At 67.5% G+C, this 19,601-nt stretch carries 16 protein-coding genes; all 16 read right to left on the reverse strand.

Annotation, left to right across the window (positions count from 1 at the left end; genetic code table 11):
- Window positions 1-234 precede the first annotated feature (234 nt).
- The 16 genes from infB to IEW24_RS22355 all read right to left on the reverse strand — a co-directional run bounded on the left by infB (window position 235) and on the right by IEW24_RS22355 (window position 19,402).
- On the reverse strand, window positions 235-3,453 hold the full coding sequence (gene infB, locus IEW24_RS22280; protein WP_188582817.1) for a translation initiation factor IF-2: 3,219 nt from the start codon (window positions 3,451-3,453) through the stop codon (window positions 235-237).
- Complete coding sequence (locus IEW24_RS22285; RefSeq protein WP_188582819.1) at window positions 3,450-4,121, reverse strand: RNA-binding protein; 672 nt, start codon at window positions 4,119-4,121, stop codon at window positions 3,450-3,452. The genes infB and IEW24_RS22285 overlap by 4 nt, the downstream gene beginning before the upstream one ends.
- Window positions 4,122-4,187: 66 nt before the next feature.
- The gene (gene nusA / locus IEW24_RS22290) at window positions 4,188-5,789 is read right to left on the reverse strand and encodes a transcription termination factor NusA (RefSeq protein WP_188582821.1); all 1,602 of its coding nucleotides are present in this window, start codon (window positions 5,787-5,789) and stop codon (window positions 4,188-4,190) included.
- Window positions 5,789-6,655, reverse strand: a complete 867-nt coding sequence (gene rimP / locus IEW24_RS22295) for a ribosome maturation factor RimP (protein ID WP_188582823.1) — start codon at window positions 6,653-6,655, stop codon at window positions 5,789-5,791. The genes nusA and rimP overlap by 1 nt, the downstream gene beginning before the upstream one ends.
- A 328-nt stretch (window positions 6,656-6,983) precedes the next feature.
- On the reverse strand, window positions 6,984-8,189 hold the full coding sequence (locus tag IEW24_RS22300) for an NAD-dependent formate dehydrogenase (protein WP_188582825.1): 1,206 nt from the start codon (window positions 8,187-8,189) through the stop codon (window positions 6,984-6,986).
- Between the two features lie 228 nt (window positions 8,190-8,417).
- A complete protein-coding gene (locus tag IEW24_RS22305) occupies window positions 8,418-9,338 on the reverse strand; it encodes a LysR family transcriptional regulator (RefSeq protein WP_188582828.1) in 921 nt (306 codons plus the stop codon).
- Between the two features lie 141 nt (window positions 9,339-9,479).
- Window positions 9,480-10,163, reverse strand: a complete 684-nt coding sequence (trmB, locus tag IEW24_RS22310) for a tRNA (guanine(46)-N(7))-methyltransferase TrmB (protein WP_244644608.1) — start codon at window positions 10,161-10,163, stop codon at window positions 9,480-9,482.
- Window positions 10,164-10,331: 168 nt separating this feature from the next.
- Window positions 10,332-11,525 (reverse strand): methionine adenosyltransferase, encoded by a 1,194-nt coding sequence (metK, locus tag IEW24_RS22315; protein ID WP_188582831.1) that lies wholly within the window; start codon window positions 11,523-11,525, stop codon window positions 10,332-10,334.
- Window positions 11,526-11,614: 89 nt separating this feature from the next.
- On the reverse strand, window positions 11,615-12,043 hold the full coding sequence (locus IEW24_RS22320) for a helix-turn-helix domain-containing protein (protein ID WP_188582834.1): 429 nt from the start codon (window positions 12,041-12,043) through the stop codon (window positions 11,615-11,617).
- A 95-nt stretch (window positions 12,044-12,138) separates the two neighbouring features.
- Complete coding sequence (gene lnt, locus IEW24_RS22325; protein WP_244644628.1) at window positions 12,139-13,746, reverse strand: apolipoprotein N-acyltransferase; 1,608 nt, start codon at window positions 13,744-13,746, stop codon at window positions 12,139-12,141.
- A 13-nt stretch (window positions 13,747-13,759) separates the two neighbouring features.
- The gene (locus tag IEW24_RS22330; RefSeq protein WP_188582838.1) at window positions 13,760-14,734 is read right to left on the reverse strand and encodes a hemolysin family protein; all 975 of its coding nucleotides are present in this window, start codon (window positions 14,732-14,734) and stop codon (window positions 13,760-13,762) included.
- 21 nt (window positions 14,735-14,755) lie between these two features.
- Window positions 14,756-15,340 (reverse strand): rRNA maturation RNase YbeY, encoded by a 585-nt coding sequence (gene ybeY / locus IEW24_RS22335; RefSeq protein WP_188582840.1) that lies wholly within the window; start codon window positions 15,338-15,340, stop codon window positions 14,756-14,758.
- A gap of 2 nt (window positions 15,341-15,342) precedes the next feature.
- Window positions 15,343-16,458 (reverse strand): PhoH family protein, encoded by a 1,116-nt coding sequence (locus IEW24_RS22340; protein WP_244644629.1) that lies wholly within the window; start codon window positions 16,456-16,458, stop codon window positions 15,343-15,345.
- A 98-nt stretch (window positions 16,459-16,556) separates the two neighbouring features.
- A complete protein-coding gene (gene miaB / locus IEW24_RS22345) occupies window positions 16,557-17,951 on the reverse strand; it encodes a tRNA (N6-isopentenyl adenosine(37)-C2)-methylthiotransferase MiaB (RefSeq protein WP_188582842.1) in 1,395 nt (464 codons plus the stop codon).
- Between the two features lie 138 nt (window positions 17,952-18,089).
- Complete coding sequence (gene olsA, locus IEW24_RS22350; protein ID WP_244644609.1) at window positions 18,090-18,971, reverse strand: lyso-ornithine lipid O-acyltransferase; 882 nt, start codon at window positions 18,969-18,971, stop codon at window positions 18,090-18,092.
- Window positions 18,968-19,402, reverse strand: a complete 435-nt coding sequence (locus IEW24_RS22355; RefSeq protein WP_188582844.1) for a Fur family transcriptional regulator — start codon at window positions 19,400-19,402, stop codon at window positions 18,968-18,970. Before IEW24_RS22355 ends, olsA begins: the two co-directional genes overlap by 4 nt.
- Between the last annotated feature and the right edge of the window lie 199 nt (window positions 19,403-19,601).

A 19,601-nucleotide genomic window follows, 5' to 3' on the forward strand; every position in this document is an offset into this window, starting at 1 on the left:
GTAGCGTTTCCGTGTTTCACGGAAACACAGAAACACTCCAGCTCATGGATAGAGAATGTCTTGTCGCTTGGATTGCGAAGCAATCAAAGCTGGACATGCTCTAGAGCCGGATCGGGTCAGATTGAATGATCTGAGCCGTGAAACCGCCTCTAAAACGTCAGTGGCGAATGCGGGTCCGGGACGGCAAAGGCGGCCGGGAGAACCCGGCCGCCCCTGAACTTGCCGAAACGCCGATCAGAGCGAACGCTGGACGATCTCGACGCGGTAGCACTCGATGATGTCGCCCGCGCGCATGTCCTGATAGTTCTCGAACGACATGCCGCACTCCTGGCCGGAGACCACGTCCTTCACCGCATCCTTGAAGCGGTTCAGGGTGGCCAGCTTGCCTTCGTGGATCACGACGTTGTCGCGGATCAGGCGCACATGCTGGCCCCGCTCCACGACGCCGTCGGTGACAAGGCAGCCCGCCACCTTGCCGACCTTCGACACGGCGAAGATCTCCAGGATGCGCGCATTGCCCAGCATGGTCTCGCGGGTGATCGGCGTGAGCAGGCCGCTCATGGCCTTCTTCACGTCATCCACCAGGTCGTAGATGATGTTGTACTGGCGGATCTCGACGCCGTCCTGATCGGCCGCCGCGCGGGCTTCCTTGTTGGGACGGACGTTGAAGGCGATGATCACGGCGCCGGAGGTTTCCGCCAGCGTGACGTCGCTCTCGTTGATGCCGCCGGCACCCGAATGGATGATCCGGGCCTGGACCTCGTCGTTGCCGACCTTCTCCAGGGCGCCGATGATGGCTTCCACCGAACCCGACACGTCACCCTTGATGATGAGCGGGAATTCCTTGCGGCCGGTGGACTTCACCTGGCTCATCATCTGCTCCAGAGAGCCACGCTGGACGGCGGAACGGGCCGCTGCCTTCTCGCGCTTCTGACGCTGACGATACTCGGTGATCTCGCGGGCACGGGCTTCGCTCTCCACCACCGCGAGACGGTCGCCCGCCTCCGGGGTGCCGTTGAAGCCGAGCACTTCCACCGGAAGCGAGGGACCCGCCTGATCGGTGTTGGTGCCGGTGTCGGTGATGAGGGCGCGGACGCGGCCGAATTCGCCGCCGGCCACCACCACGTCGCCCACCTTCAGGGTGCCGCGCTGGACCAGCACGGTGGCCACCGAACCGCGACCACGATCGAGCTTGGCTTCGATCACGGTGCCTTCGGCCGGACGATCCGGGTTGGCCCTGAGATCGAGCAGTTCCGACTGGAGCGCGATGAGCTCGAGCAGCTTGTCGAGGTTCATCTGCTTGGTCGCGGAGACTTCCACTTCCAGCGTCTCGCCGCCCAGGCTTTCCACCTGCACTTCATACTGAAGCAGCTCGGAGCGCACGCGCTCGGGCTTGGCGTCGGGCTTGTCGATCTTGTTGATCGCCACGATCAGCGGCACGCCGGCGGCGCGGGCGTGGTTGATGGCTTCGGCGGTCTGCGGCATCACGCCGTCGTCCGCCGCCACCACCAGCACCACGATGTCCGTCACCTTGGCGCCACGGGCACGCATGGCGGTGAACGCCGCATGGCCGGGGGTGTCGATGAAGGTGATCTTGCTGCCCGAGGGCGACGTCACCTGATAGGCGCCGATGTGCTGGGTGATGCCGCCGGCTTCACCCGTCACCACGGCGGTCTTGCGCAGGGCGTCGAGCAGCGAGGTCTTGCCGTGGTCGACGTGGCCCATGATGGTCACGACGGCCGGGCGCGGCTGCAGATCGTCGAGGGCGTCGGCGCTGTCGAACAGGCCTTCTTCCACGTCCGATTCCGACACGCGGCGCACGGTGTGGCCGAGATCGGAGGCGATCAGCTCGGCCGTATCCGCGTCGATCACGTCGGTGATCTTCAGCATCTGGCCCTGCTTCATCAGCATGCGGATCACGTCCACTGCGCGTTCCGACATGCGGTTCGACAGTTCCTGGATCGTGATGGTCTCGGGCAGGATCACCTCGCGGGCGACCTTTTCCTTGGCTTCCTGCGCCCGGTGGCCGGTCATGCGCTGGGTGCGGCGGCGGAAGGAGGCCACCGAACGCTGGCGCTCCTCCTCACCCGACTGGGCGGTGACGACGGTCAGGCGGCCGCGATGCTTCTCGGCGCCGGGGCTCTTGGGGAGCTTGACGGGCGCGGCCGGACGGGGCGGCAGCGGGCCACCGCGGCGCGGACGACGATCGTCCTCTTCCGTGGCGCCGGCAGTGGTGCCGGCGGGACGCGGGGTGAGCGGACGGGCGGTGTTGGACGCAGGCGCGGCGTTGCCGCCGGCGGTGCGGCCGGCCTCTTCGCCACCGAAGCGCTTGCGCGCTTCCTGCTCGCCACGACGCTTGCTCTCGTCTTCCTGGGCGCGGCGGGCGTCTTCCTCGCGCTTGCGGGCCTCGGCGGCCTCACGCTCGGCGCGTTCGATCCGCTCGCGCTCGGCGCGGCGACGCGCTTCGTCCTCGGCGACGCGACGCTCTTCCGCCATGCGGCGTTCTTCGACTTCGCGGACCTTGGCGTCGGCCAGCGCGCTGGCGCGGGCGTTGCGCTCCTCGTCGGTCAGGGTGCGCAGCACCACGCCGGAGCCGCCGGGGCGGTTGGCGCCGGGACGGTTCTGACCGCCGCCGGGACCGCCGGAGCGGCGATCACGGTCGCGATCGCCACCGGCGCCGGGACGGTTCTGGCCACCGGGGCCGCCGGGACGGCTGGAGGCGCCGGACGAGCCGGTGCGCTGCGGCGCGCCGGGGCGCTGCTGGCCGGAGCCGGCCGGACGCGAGGTGGCGCCCGACGACGAGGCGCCGGCAGAGGAGGTGCGTGAAGACGCGGCGGGACGGGCGTCCGGCGTGCGGGCAGCAGCCGGCGGCGTCGCCGCAGGTGCGCTCGGCTGCGCCGTGGCGGGCGCTGCCGCCTTCGGGGCTTCCACCTTGGGCGCTTCAGCCTTCGGAGCCTCGGCGGCGGGGGCTTCTACCTTCGGGGCTTCAGCCTTGGGCGCCTCGACCTTGGGGGCCTCTGCGACGGGGGCTTCCACCTTCGGAGCCTCGGCCTTGGGAGCCTCCACCTTCGGGGCTTCGACCTTGGGGGCCTCGGCGGCGGGAGCCGGCGCAGCAGGTGCCGGGGCGGCGGGCGCCGGGGTTGAAGCCGGCGCGGCGGGCGCCTTGGCTTCGACCGGAGCCGCAGGGGCGGCAGGCGTCGGCGCGGCGGGCGTGGCCGGACGCGGCGCGGCAGCCGGCGTGGCGGCGGCAGGCGCGCTCTGGGCGGCGCCGGCGGCACCGGCCTCGCCCGGAGCGAACACGCGCCGCTTCACCTTCTCCACCACGACCGCCTTGGAGCGGCCATGGCTGAAGCTCTGGCGAACCGTGCCCTGCTCAACCGGGCGCTTGAGGGTCAGCGTCTTTCCGGAGGCAGGGTGGAGCGTCTTGTCGCCGGGGGTCTTGGTATCGTTCATTCCGTATCCGTTCCTTGCATCCGGTCGGGCGGCGGGCAATGCCCTTCCGGAACGCTGGCGGTCGTGCCCATTCGCCAGCGCTCGAGCCTACGGCAGCGCGCGAGAAATCCCGCGGTCGTCGGATGCGAGAGCAGCGCTGCATGTACCACATTTGACCGCCCCAGCGCCAAGTCCAATTCGACGCCTGAAAGACAGTCCACGATGGCCACCGGGTGCATGCCGGCGGCCTCAAGCTGACGGGCGAACCCGTTCAGTTTCCGTATGCCATCGGGCCTTGCGTCCGAGGCATGAAGTAGAAGCGATATGTTGCCGTCGGACAGGGCCGACTGCACCTTGGTCGTTCCGGTGACGACCCGTCCCGCCTTGTTGGCGAGGGAGAGCGCTGCGCGGGTGTCGGCCACGAGCAGCGTTTCCACGAGATCCGGCAGGTCAGGGGCGCTCTGCCCCTTGCCCTTGAAGGCGCGGCCAAAGGCCTTGCGCTTGATGGCCTGGTCGAGGGCGGCGCGGGTCGCAGTGACCCAGGCGCCCCGGCCCGGCAGCTTACGGGAGAGGTCCGGAACGATAGCTCCGTCCGGCCCCACCACGTAGCGCAGCATGTCGGAGAGCGGCGTGACCTGTCGGGTGGCGAGGCACAGACGTGCGTCGGGCGCCCGCGCAGCGGTCAGCATGCGCGGCCCTCCATCCGTCTCGTCCTGATCCACACTCGAAAGCACGCCGGGTCATCTCCTTTTCTCTCAGGCGGATTCGGCGTCGGGATCGGCGTCTTCGCCGTCCTCGACAACTTCGTCCGCGGTGATCCAGCCGGCCGTGATGCGGGCCTGCAGGATCAGCTGCTCGGCGTCCTCGCGGGTGAGCTCGAAGCCCTCCAGCGCGCCGGGGTAGCGGACGGTCTCGCCGTCCTTGCGTTCGGTCCAGCCGATGAGGTCATCGGTGGCGCAGCCGGCGAGATCCTCGACCGACTTGATGTCGTTCTTGCCGAAGGCCACCAGCATCTTGGAGGTGACGCCGGGCACGTCCTTCAGGTCGTCTTCGACGCCCAGCTCGCGGCGCTCGTTGTCCAGCGCCTCTTCCACGTCGGCGAGGTGCTTGAGCGCGCGGGCCTGAAGCTCGCCGGCGGTCTCCTCGTCGAAGCCTTCGATGGAGGCCAGCTCGGAGATCGGCACGTAGGCGATTTCCTCAACCGAGGTGAAGCCTTCGGAGGTGAGCAACTGGCCCATCATCTCGTCGAGGTCCAGCGCCTCGGCGAACATCTGGGTGCGCTCGGCGAACTCCTTCTGGCGGCGCTCGCTCTCTTCCTGCTCGGTCATGATGTCGATGTCCCAGCCGGTCAGCTGGGAGGCGAGGCGCACGTTCTGGCCGCGACGGCCGATGGCCAGCGAGAGCTGGGCGTCGGGCACCACCACCTCGATGCGCTCGCGATCCTCGTCGAGCACGACCTTGACCACTTCCGCCGGCGCCAGCGCATTCACGATGAAGGTCGCGAAATCCGGGTTCCACGGAATGATGTCGATCTTCTCGCCCTGCAGCTCGTTCACCACGGCCTGCACGCGCGAACCACGCATACCGACGCAGGCGCCGACCGGGTCCACGGACGAATCGCGCGAGATGACGGCGATCTTGGCGCGCGAGCCGGGGTCGCGGGCGACCGCCTTGATCTCGACGATGCCGTCGTAGATTTCCGGCACTTCCTGCGCGAACAGCTTCGCCATGAACTGCGGATGGGTGCGCGACAGGAAGATCTGCGGGCCGCGCGGCTCGCGGCGCACGTCGAAGATGTAGGCGCGCACGCGGTCGCCGGTCTTGACGATCTCGCGCGGCAGCAGCTCGTCGCGGCGCATGATGGCTTCGCCACGGCCGAGGTCCACGACCACGTTGCCGTATTCGACGCGCTTCACGAGGCCGTTGGAGATCTCGCCGATGCGGTCCTTGTACTCGTCATACTGACGGTCGCGCTCGGCCTCGCGCACCTTCTGCACGATGACCTGCTTGGCCGACTGCGCGGCGATGCGGCCGAAATCGAAGGGGGGCAGGGTGTCGGCGATGGTGTCGCCCACCTGGGCCGCCGGATTGTGGCGGCGGGCGCCGTCCAGCGTGATCTCGACGGCGGAATTCTCCACTTCGTCCACCACCAGCAGGTGGCGCGCGAGGCGCAGCTCACCGGTGCGGGGGTTGATCTCGGCGTGGATGTCCGTCTCCTGGCCGTAGCGCGAGCGCGCGGCCTTGGCGATGGCGTCTTCCATCGCCGCGATGACGATGCTCCGGTCGATGGTCTTTTCCCGCGCGACCGCGTCGGCGATCTGCAGCAGTTCCAGGCGGTTTGCGCTGACGGCGACCATCAGTGCGTCTCCTTCGCAGTGGACTTGCCTTTCCGCAGGGCGCGGGAGGCCGGATTGGTGGTGGCGAGGTCCGTGGTCTCGGTGGCCGAGAGCCGGGCCTTGCCGGATTTCGACTGCGACTTCTCGGCCTTGTCGGCCTTCGCCGCCTTGCGCGCCGTCTTGCCGGCCTTCTTCTCCGCCTTCTCAGCGGCCTTCTTGGCGTTGGCGCGTTCGGCATTGGCCGCGTCCTGCGCGGCCTTGGCGTCGTCGGCGGCCTCGTCGAGGCCGTCTTCGTCGATCTCTTCCTCGTCGCCGATGTCCGTGCCGGCCGCCTTGGCGCGGCGCAGGGCCTCGGTGATGAGGGCGTCGGTCAGGACCAGCTTCGCCTCGCCCACATCGGCAACGGGCAGCTCCACGTCCGGTTCCTCGCCCTTGGGGGCGTCGGTGCGGCGCAGGATCGCCAGCTCGGCCTTGGTGCCGAGCAGGATGCCACGGAAGCGCTTGCGGCCATTGAGCGGCACGGCCATGTCCACCTTCACCTCATGGCCGGCCCAACGGTCGAAATCCGTCAGGCGCACGAGGGGGCGGTCGATGCCGGGGGAGGACATTTCCAGGCGATAGGCACCGGCGATGGGGTCTTCCACGTCGAGCACCGGCGAGATGGCGCGCGAGGCGGCCTCGCAATCGTCGATGGTCATGGAGCCGTCCGGCCGCTCGGCCATGATCTGGCACGTGCCGCCGTCCCGCGCGGTGATCTTCACCCGCACGAGGCGCAGGTTGAGGTCGGCAAGCACGGGGCCGACGATGGCGGCCACGCGGGCGGCCACGCCGGTTTCGGTGATGAGGCGCGGTTCGTTGGGATCCTGCGCGTCGACGGTCTCGCTCATGTCCCTCCGGGACGGGTGCCTGGCTCGGATGCCCGCGTGGCCCTGGGGCCGGGAGGCATCGCAAAACGTGTTTCAGCGCACGGGGCGCCGGGAATGAGCCAAAGCAGCGTGGGATGATCCGCGTAAGCAGAAAATGAGCGGGCCCGGCGGGGGACCCACTCTCATCACCTTCGACTGCGATGGCTCTGAGGTATCCCTGTTAGGGACGGCGCTAATATAGCTGTAAAACCAAAAGGTGCAAGCCATTGGCGCGCATGTCACGTGACGCAATGCAGCGCCGGAGGGGCGAGACCCGGCCGCGCGGGTTGCGCGGCCGGGATTTAAGGGCTTACGCGCTCTTCTTGAACTTGGCGGCTTCTTCCGAGCCGCCAGTGGCGTTGCCAGCGCTGTAGGAGTGGGCGCCCACGCCCGCCAGCTTGCCGCCTTCCACGATCAGATACTCGTCGCGGATCGGACGCCCCTCGAACAGGCATTCCAGAATCTCGCGGGTGCCCGCCGCATAGCGCGTCTGGGCGGAGAGCGAGGTGCCGGAAATGTGCGGTGTCATGCCGTGATGCGGCATGGTCCGCCACGGATGATCCTGCGGCGCGGGCTGCGGGAACCACACGTCACCCGCATAGCCGGCGAGCTGGCCGCCTTCGAGCGCACGGGCGATGGCGTCGCGGTCGCACAGCTTGCCGCGCGCCGTGTTCACGAGATACGCGCCGCGCTTGAACAGCTTGAGCGTGTCCTCGTTGATCATGTGCTCGGTTTCGGGATGCAGCGGGCAGTTGAGCGTGACCACGTCGCAGACCTTGTACATGTCCTCGCGCGTGGCATGCCACGTGAGGTTCAGCTCCTTCTCCACCGCTTCCGGCAGGCGATGCCGATCGGTGTAGTGGAGATGCATGTCGAAGGGCTTCAGGCGACGCAGCACCGCGAGGCCGATGCGGCCGGCGGCCACCGTGCCCACGTGCATGCCCTCCACGTCATAGGAGCGCTCCACGCAGTCGGCGATGTTCCAGCCGCCCTTCACCACCCACTGGTAGGAGGGGATGTAGTTGCGCACGAGGCCGAGGATCATCATCACCACATGCTCGGCGACCGAAATCGAGTTGCAGTAGGTGACTTCCGCGACCGTGATGTTGCGGTCCATGGCGGCCTGCAGGTCGGTGTGATCCGAACCGATGCCGGCGGTGATGATGGCCTTCAGCTTGGGCGCCTTGGCGATGCGCTCGGCGGTCATGTAGGCCGGCCAGAAGGGCTGGGAGATGACGATCTCGGCGTCGTGCAGCTCACGCTCCAGCACGCTGTCCGGGCCATCCTTGGAGGACGTCACCACCAGCTCGTGGCCGAGCGATTCGAGATATTTGCGCAGGCCCAGCTCGCCGGACACGCTGCCCAGCATGGTGCCCGGCTGGAAGTCGATGGCCTTCGGGGTCGGCAGGGTCTGGCCGCCGGGATAGTGGTCGATCTTCGGAAGATCATCCCGGGCGTAGGTCTTGGGGTAGCCGGAGACGGGATCGTCATAGAGCACGCAGACAACCTTGGCCATGTTTCCTCCTTTGGGTACGGCTCCGCACCGGCACGCGGCAGCGGTCCGTCCAGTTTCAGTCTTGTTGGGCTTGGACCCTGTGGGCTGAAGGGGGCACGGAGCGCCTGAGGGCTCCGTGCCAGTCAATTCAGGGTCAGAAATGCGACACGCTCGGTGCCGGCAGGTCCATACAAGAGGAGGCGGGTGACAAGGTCCAATCGTTTGGACGCAACGATTGATCGGCTTCGCCTATGAAGTCGGCGCGGCGCCCTCGCGGACCTGCTGTTCGGAAAAGTCCCAGCGCTCGGCAAGGCGCAGGAAGGCGGCGGCGACCGGGGCGAGGGGATCGCGGTCCGCGGTGACGAGGCCCACCGGCTGCGTGCGCTCGGGCGCCTCCAGCGGCACGGCGACGATGTCCGCGATGCGGCCGAAGGTGGCGAGATGGGTGTGGGGCACGATGCCCGCCCATGCGCCCGAGGAAATCTGCGACCACACGCCGAAGAAGGTGTTGGCCTCGATGCGCGGCAGCGAGGGCGCCCCCGCATCCGCCAGCGCCTCGTCGATGATCTGGCGGTTCTGCATATCGGGCGTCAGCAGGCACAGGGGATGGCGCGCAGCCTGCGCCCAGCCCATGCGTTCCGGCAGCGGTTCGTCGCGCCGGGCGGTCACGAAGGCGTAGCGCTCCGCATAGAAGGGCAGCCAGTTGAGGCGGGCGGGTTTCGTGCCGGACAGATAGCTCACACCCACGTCCAGCGTCTGGTCGTCCAGCCCGCGCTGGATGGCCAGCGCGCTCAGCGACTGGATTTGCACCCGCACCTCCGGGTGGCGGTCGCAGAAGGCGTTCACGATGCCGGGGATCGCGGGCAAAGTGGCGGGCACCGCGCCGAGCCGCAGCACGCCGGACAAGGCGCTGTCGGAGCCGGCGAGCGCCTGCCGCATGCCCTCATAATCGTTGATGATCTGCTGCGCCCAGCCGAGCACGCGCTCGCCCTGCTCGGTGAGGCCCATGAAGCGGTGGCCGCGCTTCACCAGCGGCTGGCCCAACTCTTCTTCCAGCTTGCGCAGACCGGCGGACAAGGTGGGCTGCGTGACGTGGCAGGCGTCGGCCGCGCGCCCAAAATGCTGTTCGCGCGCGACGGCCACGAGATAATGCAGCTGGCGCACGAACATGATGGCGTTCCTCCCCTAAACCGCCTGCGGCGGCGTTCTTCCCGTGCCGCCTTAGGCGGTCTCTCATCGCTTACTATAGACGGACGGGAATAACGGCAACGGGGCGCGCGGTGGCTTGGAGCGGTTCCAACCGCCGGAGAATCAGGCGCGGACGAAGGCGAGGTAGGTGGGCACGCGGCCGGCGGCTATGGCTTTTGCTTCGTAGCGCGTGCCGGGCCAGCCCTCATAGGGCGTGCGCCAGTCGGAGGCGCTGGTCTGCGTCCAGCGGAAGGCGGGGTGGGCGCGCACCTCGCGCAGGGCCCAGTCCACATAATCCGGCACGTCGCTGGCGAAGCGGAACACGCCGCCGGGGCGCAGGGCGCGGGCGATGAGATCCAGATTGTCCGGCCGCACGAAGCGCCGCTTCCAGTGCCGGCGCTTGGGCCACGGATCGGGATAGAGCAGCTCCACCTGTCCGAGGCAGGATTCGGGGAGCCTGGCGAGCAGCAGGGCGGCGTCCTTGTCGAACACGCGCACATTGTCCACGGGGGCGAGATCCAGCTCGAAGGCGGCTTTCGCCATGCCGTTCAGGAACGGCTCGACGCCGATATAGCCCACGTCCGGCGCCCGGCGGGCCTCGGAAAGCAGATGCTCGCCGCCGCCGAAACCGATCTCCAGGCGCAGGTCCTGGACTGTTCTGGCGAACAGTTTTGTGGGCTCGGCCACCGTATCGAGGTCGATGAGGAAATGGGGCAGAGCCCGGTCGAGGGCCTCAAGCTGGCCTTTCCGCAGGGGCTTGCCTACCCGGCGTCCATAGAAGGCGCCGCCATGTTCCGTCTCGCTCAAGGTCGTCTTCACGCTGGTTGGTCAAGCGGAGCGCAGGCTCCGGACAGTCGTTCAAAACAGGCATGGCCGGGACAGGCCCGGCCATGCAAGTACCAAAAAGGCTTAGAGCCGGATCGGATCAGACGGAACCATCTGATCCGTGAATCCGCCTCTAGCAGCAGGTGCGGCTCAGGCGAGCGCGGACTTCAGCTGATCGGCGATGTCGGTACGCTCCCAGGAGAAGCCGCCATCGGCTTCCGGGGCGCGGCCGAAATGGCCGTAGGCGGCGGTGCGGGCATAGATGGGCTTGTTGAGGCCCAGATGCTCGCGGATGCCGCGCGGACGCAGGTTCATGACGTCGCGCAGGACGGTTTCCAGCTTGTCCTCGGCCACGTTGCCGGTGCCGTGCAGGTCCACATAGATGGCCAGCGGGTCGGACACGCCGATGGCGTAGGCGAGCTGGATGGTGGCGCGGTCGGCGAGGCCGGCGGCAACCACGTTCTTGGCCAGATAGCGGGCCGCATAGGCGGCCGAGCGGTCCACCTTGGTCGGATCCTTGCCCGAGAAGGCGCCGCCGCCGTGCGGGGCGGCTCCGCCGTAGGTGTCCACGATGATCTTGCGGCCGGTGAGGCCGCTGTCGCCGTCCGGACCGCCGATGACGAACTTGCCGGTCGGGTTCACGTGCCACACGGTGGAGGCATCGACCCAGCCTTCCGGCAGGGACTTCAGGATGTACGGCTCAACGAGCGCGCGCACGTCCTGCGAGGTCATGCTCTCGTCCAGGTGCTGCGTGGACAGCACGATCTGGGTGATGCCGACCGGCTTGCCGTTCTCGTAGCGAACAGTGACCTGGCTCTTGGCATCCGGGCCGAGCTGCTTGGCCTCGCCGGAATGGCGGGCGTCGGCGAGCACCTTCAGGATCTTGTGCGAATAGAAGATCGGGGCCGGCATCAGCTCCGGGGTCTCCTTGACCGCGTAGCCGAACATGATGCCCTGGTCGCCCGCGCCTTCATCCTTGTTGCCGGCGATGTCCACGCCCTGCGCGATGTCGGCCGACTGGGCGTGCAGCAGCACGTCGATCTTGGCGTTCTTCCAGTGGAAGCCGTCCTGCTCGTAGCCGATGTCCTTGATGGCCTCGCGGGCGAGGCTGTCGATCAGCTCCGGGGTGACGGAGGAGGGACCACGGGTTTCGCCGGCGATGACCACGCGGTTGGTGGTGGCCAGCGTCTCGGCGGCCACGCGCAGCTGGGTCGTATCGAAGCCGCCTTCCAGCGCCGCACGGAAATAGGCATCCACGATCTCGTCGGAGATGCGATCGCAGACCTTGTCAGGATGCCCTTCGGAGACCGACTCACTGGTGAAAAGATACGACTCGCGCGCCATAATTGCTTCCTCTTGCCCCCCACAACGGCTGGCCATCCTTGTGGCAAGCCGTCGTGGGCGGGTCAAGATCGGCTAAGCGAAAGCGTTCGTCAAATCGAACGCTGCGCCTCCATCTCTTCCCCGGCGATGGCGGACACCAGATCCACAATCCGCCGACGAACCTTGGCGTCGTTGATCCGCATGAAATTGCGGGTCAGCGCGAGGCCGTCCGAGGTAGCGAGGAAGTCCGACACATAGGCCGGAGAATGCCCCTCGGCAAAACCTTCTCCATCACCTTCCGGATTGGCGGAAGGCGCGCCTTCGAAGAAGAAGGCGACAGGAACATTCAAGCACGTGGAAATCTGCTGCAAGCGGCTCGCGCCGATGCGGTTGGTTCCCTTCTCATACTTCTGAATCTGCTGGAAGGTGATGCCAAGATGCTCTCCGAGCTTCTCCTGGCTCATGCCCACCATCATGCGACGCATACGTACGCGGCTACCCACATGCTTATCAATGGGGTTTGGCGCCTTCTTGACCATGGTCTCTCCGGCTATGTCGGAAAAGAGTTTTCACTTCGCACTGCGAAGGCTGCCCTGAGTGCGTGCAAGATAGGCATACAATCAGAACGCGTCGATCAACCTATGCGTGTATGATGCCGCCAAATTGCACAGGCGGCAATGAGTGATGTGAAAAGCATCAAGATCGTCAGGATCGTACTAGACAGCCGGGCTCCGACCGGGGGCGTGGGGAGCGCCGCCGGCAAGTCCCCGTCGAGAACGCCTCGCGCTCCGAGATCCCGGGATGCGACAATTCGCCCCAGGGGGTCCACGATGGCTGAAACGCCTGTATTGGCGGACCGCACCAGCGGCAGCCCTTCCTCCACCGCGCGCAGGCGGGCCTGAAGGAAGTGCTGGTGGGGGCCGGGCGTATCCCCAAACCATGCATCATTAGTTAGGTTTAAAAGGAAACCGGGCCGCTCGCCCTCGGGCACCACGGCGCCCGGAAAGATAGCTTCATAACAAATGAGTGGGGCCGCCGAGGGGGCTCCGGGCAGCGGTAGCGGGCGCAGTCGATCCCCCGCGGAGAAGCCGCCGCGCACACGCGTAAGTTGTTCCAGGCCGATGGATTCCAAAAAAGCTTGGAAAGGTAGGTATTCCCCAAAGGGAACCAGGTGGACCTTGTCGGCGACGGTCTGGGTCTCGCCGCGCGCGTTCATCACCCGGATGGAATTGAAGAAGCTGGAGGTCTGTCCGGGCGGCGGATCGCCGAGGCGGGCGGCGCCCGTCACCAGCGTCACATTCTGCGGCAGAACCTGCGCGATCAGCGCCTTGGCCCAGGGCTCGCGCTCATAGATGAAGGGGAAGGCCGATTCCGGCCAGATCAGCAGGCTGACGTCATCCAACCCCTTGGGATATAGCGCGCTCGGCTGCTGGCTCAGCTCCAGATAACCCGCCAGCACGCTCTTGCGCTTGTCATAGGCGAATTTTTCCCCCTGAGGGATCGCCGGCTGAAGCAGCCGCAGATGCACATGCTCCAGAAAGCGCGCAGGCGTGGTCGCCAGCCGGTAGGCGCCCGCCCCATAGGCGCCGGCCAGCACCACCAGCGCCGCCACCGGCCATGCCGTCCGGCGTGCCAGCGAACCCGGCCGCAGCAGCAAAACGGGCGTGGCGAACAGCAGCAAGGCGAAGAAGGTCAGGCCCCACAGGCCCACCACCGCTGCACCCTGCGCCAGCTCCAGCGTTGCCGCCGGCCCGTAGCCGAAGGTGTTCCATGGAAAGCCGGTCAGCACATGGCCGCGCAGCCATTCGGAAATGGTGAAGGCCACCGCGAAGACGCAGATGCGCCCGGCCCCGCTCGGCCAGGCGAGGCGCGCCAGCACCGCACCCAGCGCCATGAACAGGGCGAGACCCGCCGGCAGCAGCAGCACGGCGAACGGCAGCAGCCAGCCGAAATCTTCCGCCTCCACCAGAAAGGCGTCGCCGATCCACCACAGCGAGGCGAGGAAATAGCCGAAGCCGAAGCCCCAGCCGGCCCATGCGGCGGCGCGCAGCATGGCACCCCGCCCACGGCGGCGGGCATGACCGGCGCCGTCGATGAGCAGGATGAGCGCCGGAAAGCCGATGGCTAGCACGGGCCAGACGCCATAAGGCGCCGTGGACAAAGCTGAAAAGCCCCCCGCCGCCACGGCGAACGCCAGCCGCCGCCAGCCGGTGAGGCTCCGGACCCAGGACGCCAGCGTCACGCCGTTCAAGCCGTCACATGCCGTTGCCGGTGGTGCCGGCGGCGACCGCCTCCGGCACGGGCGGAATGATGCGCAGGGCCTTCACCCGGCGCGGATCCGCCTCCACCACCTCCACCCGGTACGAACCGGGCAGATGGATCACCTCGCCGGGCTCGGGCACGCGGGCCGCGAGCGTGACGATGAGGCCGCCAAGCGTATCCACCTCGTCGCCGGCCTCGCCGGGCACGAAGTCGGTGCCCACCGTCTCGGTGACGTCCTCCAGCGGGGTGCGGGCATCGGCGAGGAAGCTGCCGTCGGGCTGCTGCTGGATCAGCGCCGCCTCGTCGTCATGCTCGTCCTCGATCTCGCCGACGATCTCCTCCACCACGTCTTCCATGGAGACGAGGCCGTCGGTGCCGCCATATTCGTCGATGACCAGCGCCAGATGGATGCGCGCGGCCTGCATGGACACCAGCAGGTCCACGGCGGGCATGGAGGGTGGCACATAGAGCAGGCGGCGGATCAGGCCGGCATCGGCCAGCGGCTGGGTCAGGTTGACGGCGGACAGGTCGGGCACATGGCCCTCTTCCGGCTCGTCGCCGGGCTGCACGCCGGTCATGAAGGCCAGCAGGTCGCGGATGTGGACCATGCCCACGGGGTCGTCCAGCGTGTCGTCATAGACCACGAGACGCGAATGGGATGCCTTGGCGAACTCGATCAGCAGCGCGCCGAGGGGAATGTCCTTCTGCACCGCGACGATGTCCGCGCGCGGCACCATGATGTCGTCGATCCCCACCTCCTTGAGGTGCAGGATGTTGCGCAGCATCTGGCGCTCGGACGGGGTGAATTCACCCTCCTCCTCGGAGGTCCCGGTGGCATCCAGCACTTCCACAAGGTCGGTGCGGAGCGACCCATGGGGCCGGAACGTGCCGAGGAGGGCACGCAATCGATCGAGAAAACTCTGCGGCTCCGAAGCGTTCGGTTCGCTCGACTGGTCGGTGGAGGACATGATCTCCCTTTGGGGTTCGGTTCAGCCCTCGAGGGGCAGTTGATAGGGGTCGTCGATGCCGAGGCCGGCAAGGATGGCGCGCTCGGCGGCTTCCATCTCCTCGGCCTCTTCATCGTCCTCATGGTCAAAGCCCATGAGGTGCAGCGTGCCATGGACCACGAGGTGGGCCAGATGGTGCGCGGGGTCTTTCTCTTCGGCTTCCGCTTCCGCCAGCACGGTTTCGCGGGCGACGATCACGTCGCCCAGCGGTTGCGGCGCCACGCCGGGCGGCAGCTCGGGAGCCGGGAAGGACAGGACGTTGGTGGCCTTGTCCTTGTCGCGCCAGTCGCGATTGAGGAGGCGGATGGCGGCGTCACTGGTGAGCGTGATGCTCATCTCAGCCTCGGGCGGCACCTCGTCGCTGATGCTCGCCAGAGCGGCGCGGGCGGCACGCTGGCAGACGGCGACGGCGTCGGGGAAGCTCTCCCAGCCGTCATCCTCGACCAGCACGTCGATCTCGACGTCGATCACTGCCGAAGCGGAAACATCCGCCTCGGCCGGGGCACGGGGCACTTCCGCCGCTGCGGCGGGAGCGCCCGTGGATCGTTGTCGTCCGGAATCACCCATGGTCAGCGCCCCAAGTCCGGCGTGGAAACGTCCGGCGCGGAAAAGTCGGGCAGCACGGCTTCCACCGTTGTGGTGTCAGCCGAGGCTGCGTCCTCGCGGGGCTCAGGCTCCGTGCGCGCCGGGAAACGGCGCGGAACGGGGCGGCGAGCCTGCGTGGCATCATGCTCTTCATACGCGGCGACGATCCGCTGCACCAGTTCGTGGCGCACCACATCCTGTGCCTTGAAGTGGGCGAAGCCCACGCCCTCGACACCATCCAGCAGGCGCACGGCCTCCGCAAGACCCGACGTCATGCCGTTGGGCAGGTCCGTCTGGCTGGGGTCGCCGGTCACGATCATATGAGAGTTTTCACCCAAGCGGGTGAGAAACATCTTCATCTGCATGGACGTCGCGTTCTGGGCCTCGTCGAGGATCACCGCCGCGTTGGAGAGCGTGCGTCCGCGCATGAAGGCCAGAGGCGCGATCTCGATCTCGCCAGACACCAGCGCCCGTTCCACGAAGGCACGGTCCATGAGGTCGTAGAGCGCGTCGTAGATGGGCCGCAGATAGGGGTCCACCTTCTCCTTCATGTCGCCGGGCAGGAAGCCGAGGCGCTCGCCCGCTTCCACCGCCGGGCGGGTGAGGATGATGCGGTCCACCATCCGCCGCTCCAGCAGATGGACGCAATAGGCCACCGCGAGCCACGTCTTGCCGGTGCCGGCGGGGCCGGAGCCGAACACGAGGGTGTGGCGCTTCAGGGCGCGGATATAGGCATCCTGCGCCAGCGTGCGGGCGCGCACCGGGCGGCGGCGCAGCTGGATCTCGTCGAAGGACTGCTTTTCCTCGGCGGGATCGAAATTGAACAGGGAGCCCTGCGAAACCGCTTCGCGGATGGCGCCTTCCACCTCGCCGGGGCCGACCTCGCGGCCGCGCTTGAGCTGCTCATAGAGATGCTCAAGCACCCGGCGTGCCTGCTCGCAGGCTTCGCGCGGGCCCTCCAGCGTGACGTGATTGCCGCGGGATTCGGCTTTGACCGCAAGCTTGCGCTCCAGCAGCGCGAGGTTGCGGCCGTAATTGCCGAACAACTGGGTGGCGAGGCGATTATCGTCGAAGGCGAGCACCACCTGGGTGGTGTCCACCTCCGCACTGAGGGCCCAGGGATCGCTGACCGCAGCACGGGCAGGGCCCTGATTCACCGGAACTGAAGGACGCTCACGATCGCTCGTTCTCGCCACGCTCAAGCCTCCATGGCCGCGAGCGGGCGGTCGCTCATTCGGCCTTGATCCTCGACGTCCTCAACGATCCGTCCCGCCAGAGAATTCGGTCCCACGTCGGTGATATCGACCGTCACGAAGTCCCCGATGTGCAGGTGGGGTGCAGTCACCACCACGCTCTGCAGATAGGGCGAACGGCCGATGAGCTGGCCCGGCAGACGGCCGGGCTTCTCGAGCAGGATGTCGAACCGGCGGCCCTTGAGGCTGCGGTCGAAGGCGGTCTTGGAGGCTTCGAGGACCTTGTGCAGGCGGGCGAGACGCTCGCTCTTCACATCCTCGGGCACCTGATGGTCATGCTCGGCCGCCGGCGTGCCGGGGCGCGAGGAATATTTGAAGGAATAGGCGCTGGCGAAGCCGACGCGCTCGGCAAGATCGAGCGTCTCCTCGAACTCGGCGTCCGTCTCGCCGGGGAAGCCGACGATGAAGTCCGAGGACAAGGCGATATCGGGCCGCACGGCGCGCAGCTTGTCGATGATGCCGAAATAGAGGTCGCGCCCATGCTTGCGGTTCATGGCCGCCAGCACGCGGTCGGAGCCGGACTGCACCGGCAGGTGCAGATACGGCATGAGCTGCGGCAGGTCGCGATGGGCGGCGATCAGGCCGTCATCCATGTCGCGCGGATGGGAGGTGGTGTAGCGCAGGCGCTCCAGCCGATCGATGCCGGCCAGTTCCTCCAGCAGGCGGCCGAGGCCCCAGGTCCTGCCGTCCGGCCCTTCGCCATGGAAAGCGTTGACGTTCTGGCCGATGAGCGTGATCTCGCGCACGCCCTGCGCCACCAGCGCCCGGGCCTCGCCGACGATCTTGGCCACCGGACGCGACACCTCGGCGCCGCGCGTATAGGGCACGACGCAGAAGGTGCAGAACTTGTCGCAGCCTTCCTGCACGGTCACGAAGGCCGTCGGGCCGCGCTTCTTCGTGGCGGCCAGGGACGGCGCGGGCAGGTGGTCGAACTTGTCTTCGGTGGGGAATTCGGTGTCCACCACGCGCTTGCCGTCGCGGGCGCGCGCCAGCATCTCGGGCAGGCGGTGATAGGACTGCGGCCCCACCACCAGATCCACCACCGGGGCGCGCTTCATGATCTCGGCGCCCTCGGCCTGCGCGACGCAGCCGGCAACGGCGATCATGGTGTCGGAGCCGGTCTCCTGCTTGGCTTTGCGCAGGCGGCCCAGCTCCGAATAGACCTTCTCGGCGGCCTTCTCGCGAATGTGGCAGGTGTTGAGGATGACGAGATCGGCGTCAGCCGGATCCTGCGTCTCCACATAGCCTTCCTTGGCCAGGGTGTCCGCCATACGCTGCGCGTCGTAGACGTTCATCTGGCACCCGAAGGATTTTACATAGAGCTTACGGGTGTCTTGCATTCGCGCCTGTTCTACCGACTCCAGCATCGCGCAAGGCTAGCCTCGCGTACGGGCGCGACGCTTCAATGACGCCAGCGCGGCCCATTTCACTTCGTTTGCTGATCTTAACTCTTACCGGCATTCGGCCGGTTTGAAAACTCACGCCGGCTCGTTGCGCCCCACGATGGCGTGCGTATTCAACCGGCGGACCTCGGCCTCGGCCGCGCGGGTCACGCTCTTGCGGTCATGGTCGCTGTCGAGCGCCATGGGGGAGCCGAAGCGCACCTCCACATCCAGCGCGCCCTGCCGCAGCACCGCCATGAGGTGCGGGGCGAGGTCCATGTCGCCATACCAGGCGGCGAGCGGCCGGTGCCGCCGGCCCATGGGTACGCCCTGAATGCGGGTGTAAGTGACGGCCAGAGGCTGCACCGTCACGGTTCCGGCGGTGGCGAAGGCTTCGCGCACGGCCCCCACCAAAGCGGTGCGGAACGGCAGGATGCGGTTGCCGTCGCTGGAGGTGCCCTCGGCGAACAGAACCACCGGATCGCCCTCACCGAGGCGGGCGGCGATCTCCTGATTGACCGTCCCCGTGGCGCTGCGCCGGTTGCGGTTGACGAAGATGGTGCGCTGGAATTTAGCCAGCAAACCAATCAGCGGCCAACCCGACACCTCGGATTTGGCGACGAAGAACAGGGGGGTGAGCGAGCCCACCACGCAGATGTCGAGCCAGGAGACGTGATTCGCGAGCAGCAGCAGCGGGCGTCCCGGTGCCGGCGCTCCGATGATGGTAACGCGCACGCCGAGCAGCTTCAGCAGGATGCGGTGATAGAGCGCGGGGATGAGGCGGCGGCTCGGCAGCTTCAGGCTGAGCGAGAGCCATTGCAGCGGCAGGCCGATGAGGGTCGCCAGTGCCACCCCGAGGAGCACCATGCCGATGCGCAGGCCGTCCAGCAGACGGGTCAGGCCGGGCTGCTCCGGTCCGATCTCGAGGACGGGCACGCCGTCGCCCGGCGCTGGTGGCGCGCCGGGGGGGCGTGTCACGCCTTGTCCTCGTCCAGCGGCAGGACGTAAAGCTCCAGCCGGTGTCCGACGATGCGATAGCCAAGCTTGCGGGCGATTTCTTCCTGCAACTGCTCGATCTCCTCGGAGCGGAACTCTACCACCCGGCCGGAGCGCAGGTCGATGAGATGGTCGTGATGCTCGTCCGGCACCGGCTCGTAGCGCGAGCGGCCGTCGCCGAACTCGTGACGGGCGATGATGCCCGCATCCTCGAACATCTTCACGGTGCGATAGACGGTGGAAATGGAGATGTTGTCGTCGATGGCGCTGGCGCGGGCGTAGAGGTCCTCCACGTCCGGATGGTCCTCCGCCTCGCTGAGCACGCGGGCGATCACCCGGCGCTGCTCGGTCATGCGCATGCCCTTGGCAAGGCAGGCCTCCTCGATGGCGCTGATCTTCCCGCTCAAAAGCATCCACCCCTTTCCGGCGACAGCCGGCCGACTGCCGGTGGTGCAGCTTATCGCGCCCCGCGCCGCCGACCGCAAGCGGGCGGGCGGCCGCAGTCCCGGGTCGTTGTCGCAGGTCATCGTTCCGGGCCCGTCTCCCTCCGGCGGATGGGGTAAGATTGCATCGTGCGCCTAATGCACGCGAGGCGGTGCCCGGCGGTGACGC

The sequence above is a fragment of the Azorhizobium oxalatiphilum genome (genome assembly GCF_014635325.1).
GTDB classification, from domain to species: Bacteria; Pseudomonadota; Alphaproteobacteria; order Rhizobiales; family Xanthobacteraceae; genus Azorhizobium; species Azorhizobium oxalatiphilum.

Excerpts from the sequence above, each read along its gene's own strand:
- nusA (WP_188582821.1), bottom strand. The coding sequence starts at position 5,789 with ATGGTCGCCGTCAGCGCAAACCGCCTGGAACTGCTGCAGATCGCCGAC.
- IEW24_RS22330 (WP_188582838.1), bottom strand. The coding sequence starts at position 14,734 with ATGTCCTCCACCGACCAGTCGAGCGAACCGAACGCTTCGGAGCCGCAG.
- rimP (WP_188582823.1), bottom strand. The coding sequence starts at position 6,655 with ATGAGCGAGACCGTCGACGCGCAGGATCCCAACGAACCGCGCCTCATC.
- ybeY (WP_188582840.1), bottom strand. The coding sequence starts at position 15,340 with ATGGGTGATTCCGGACGACAACGATCCACGGGCGCTCCCGCCGCAGCG.
- metK (WP_188582831.1), bottom strand. The coding sequence starts at position 11,525 with ATGGCGCGCGAGTCGTATCTTTTCACCAGTGAGTCGGTCTCCGAAGGG.
- IEW24_RS22355 (WP_188582844.1), bottom strand. The coding sequence starts at position 19,402 with ATGCTTTTGAGCGGGAAGATCAGCGCCATCGAGGAGGCCTGCCTTGCC.
- miaB (WP_188582842.1), bottom strand. The coding sequence starts at position 17,951 with ATGCAAGACACCCGTAAGCTCTATGTAAAATCCTTCGGGTGCCAGATG.
- IEW24_RS22320 (WP_188582834.1), bottom strand. The coding sequence starts at position 12,043 with ATGGTCAAGAAGGCGCCAAACCCCATTGATAAGCATGTGGGTAGCCGC.
- IEW24_RS22300 (WP_188582825.1), bottom strand. The coding sequence starts at position 8,189 with ATGGCCAAGGTTGTCTGCGTGCTCTATGACGATCCCGTCTCCGGCTAC.
- IEW24_RS22305 (WP_188582828.1), bottom strand. The coding sequence starts at position 9,338 with ATGTTCGTGCGCCAGCTGCATTATCTCGTGGCCGTCGCGCGCGAACAG.
- IEW24_RS22285 (WP_188582819.1), bottom strand. The coding sequence starts at position 4,121 with ATGCTGACCGCTGCGCGGGCGCCCGACGCACGTCTGTGCCTCGCCACC.
- infB (WP_188582817.1), bottom strand. The coding sequence starts at position 3,453 with ATGAACGATACCAAGACCCCCGGCGACAAGACGCTCCACCCTGCCTCC.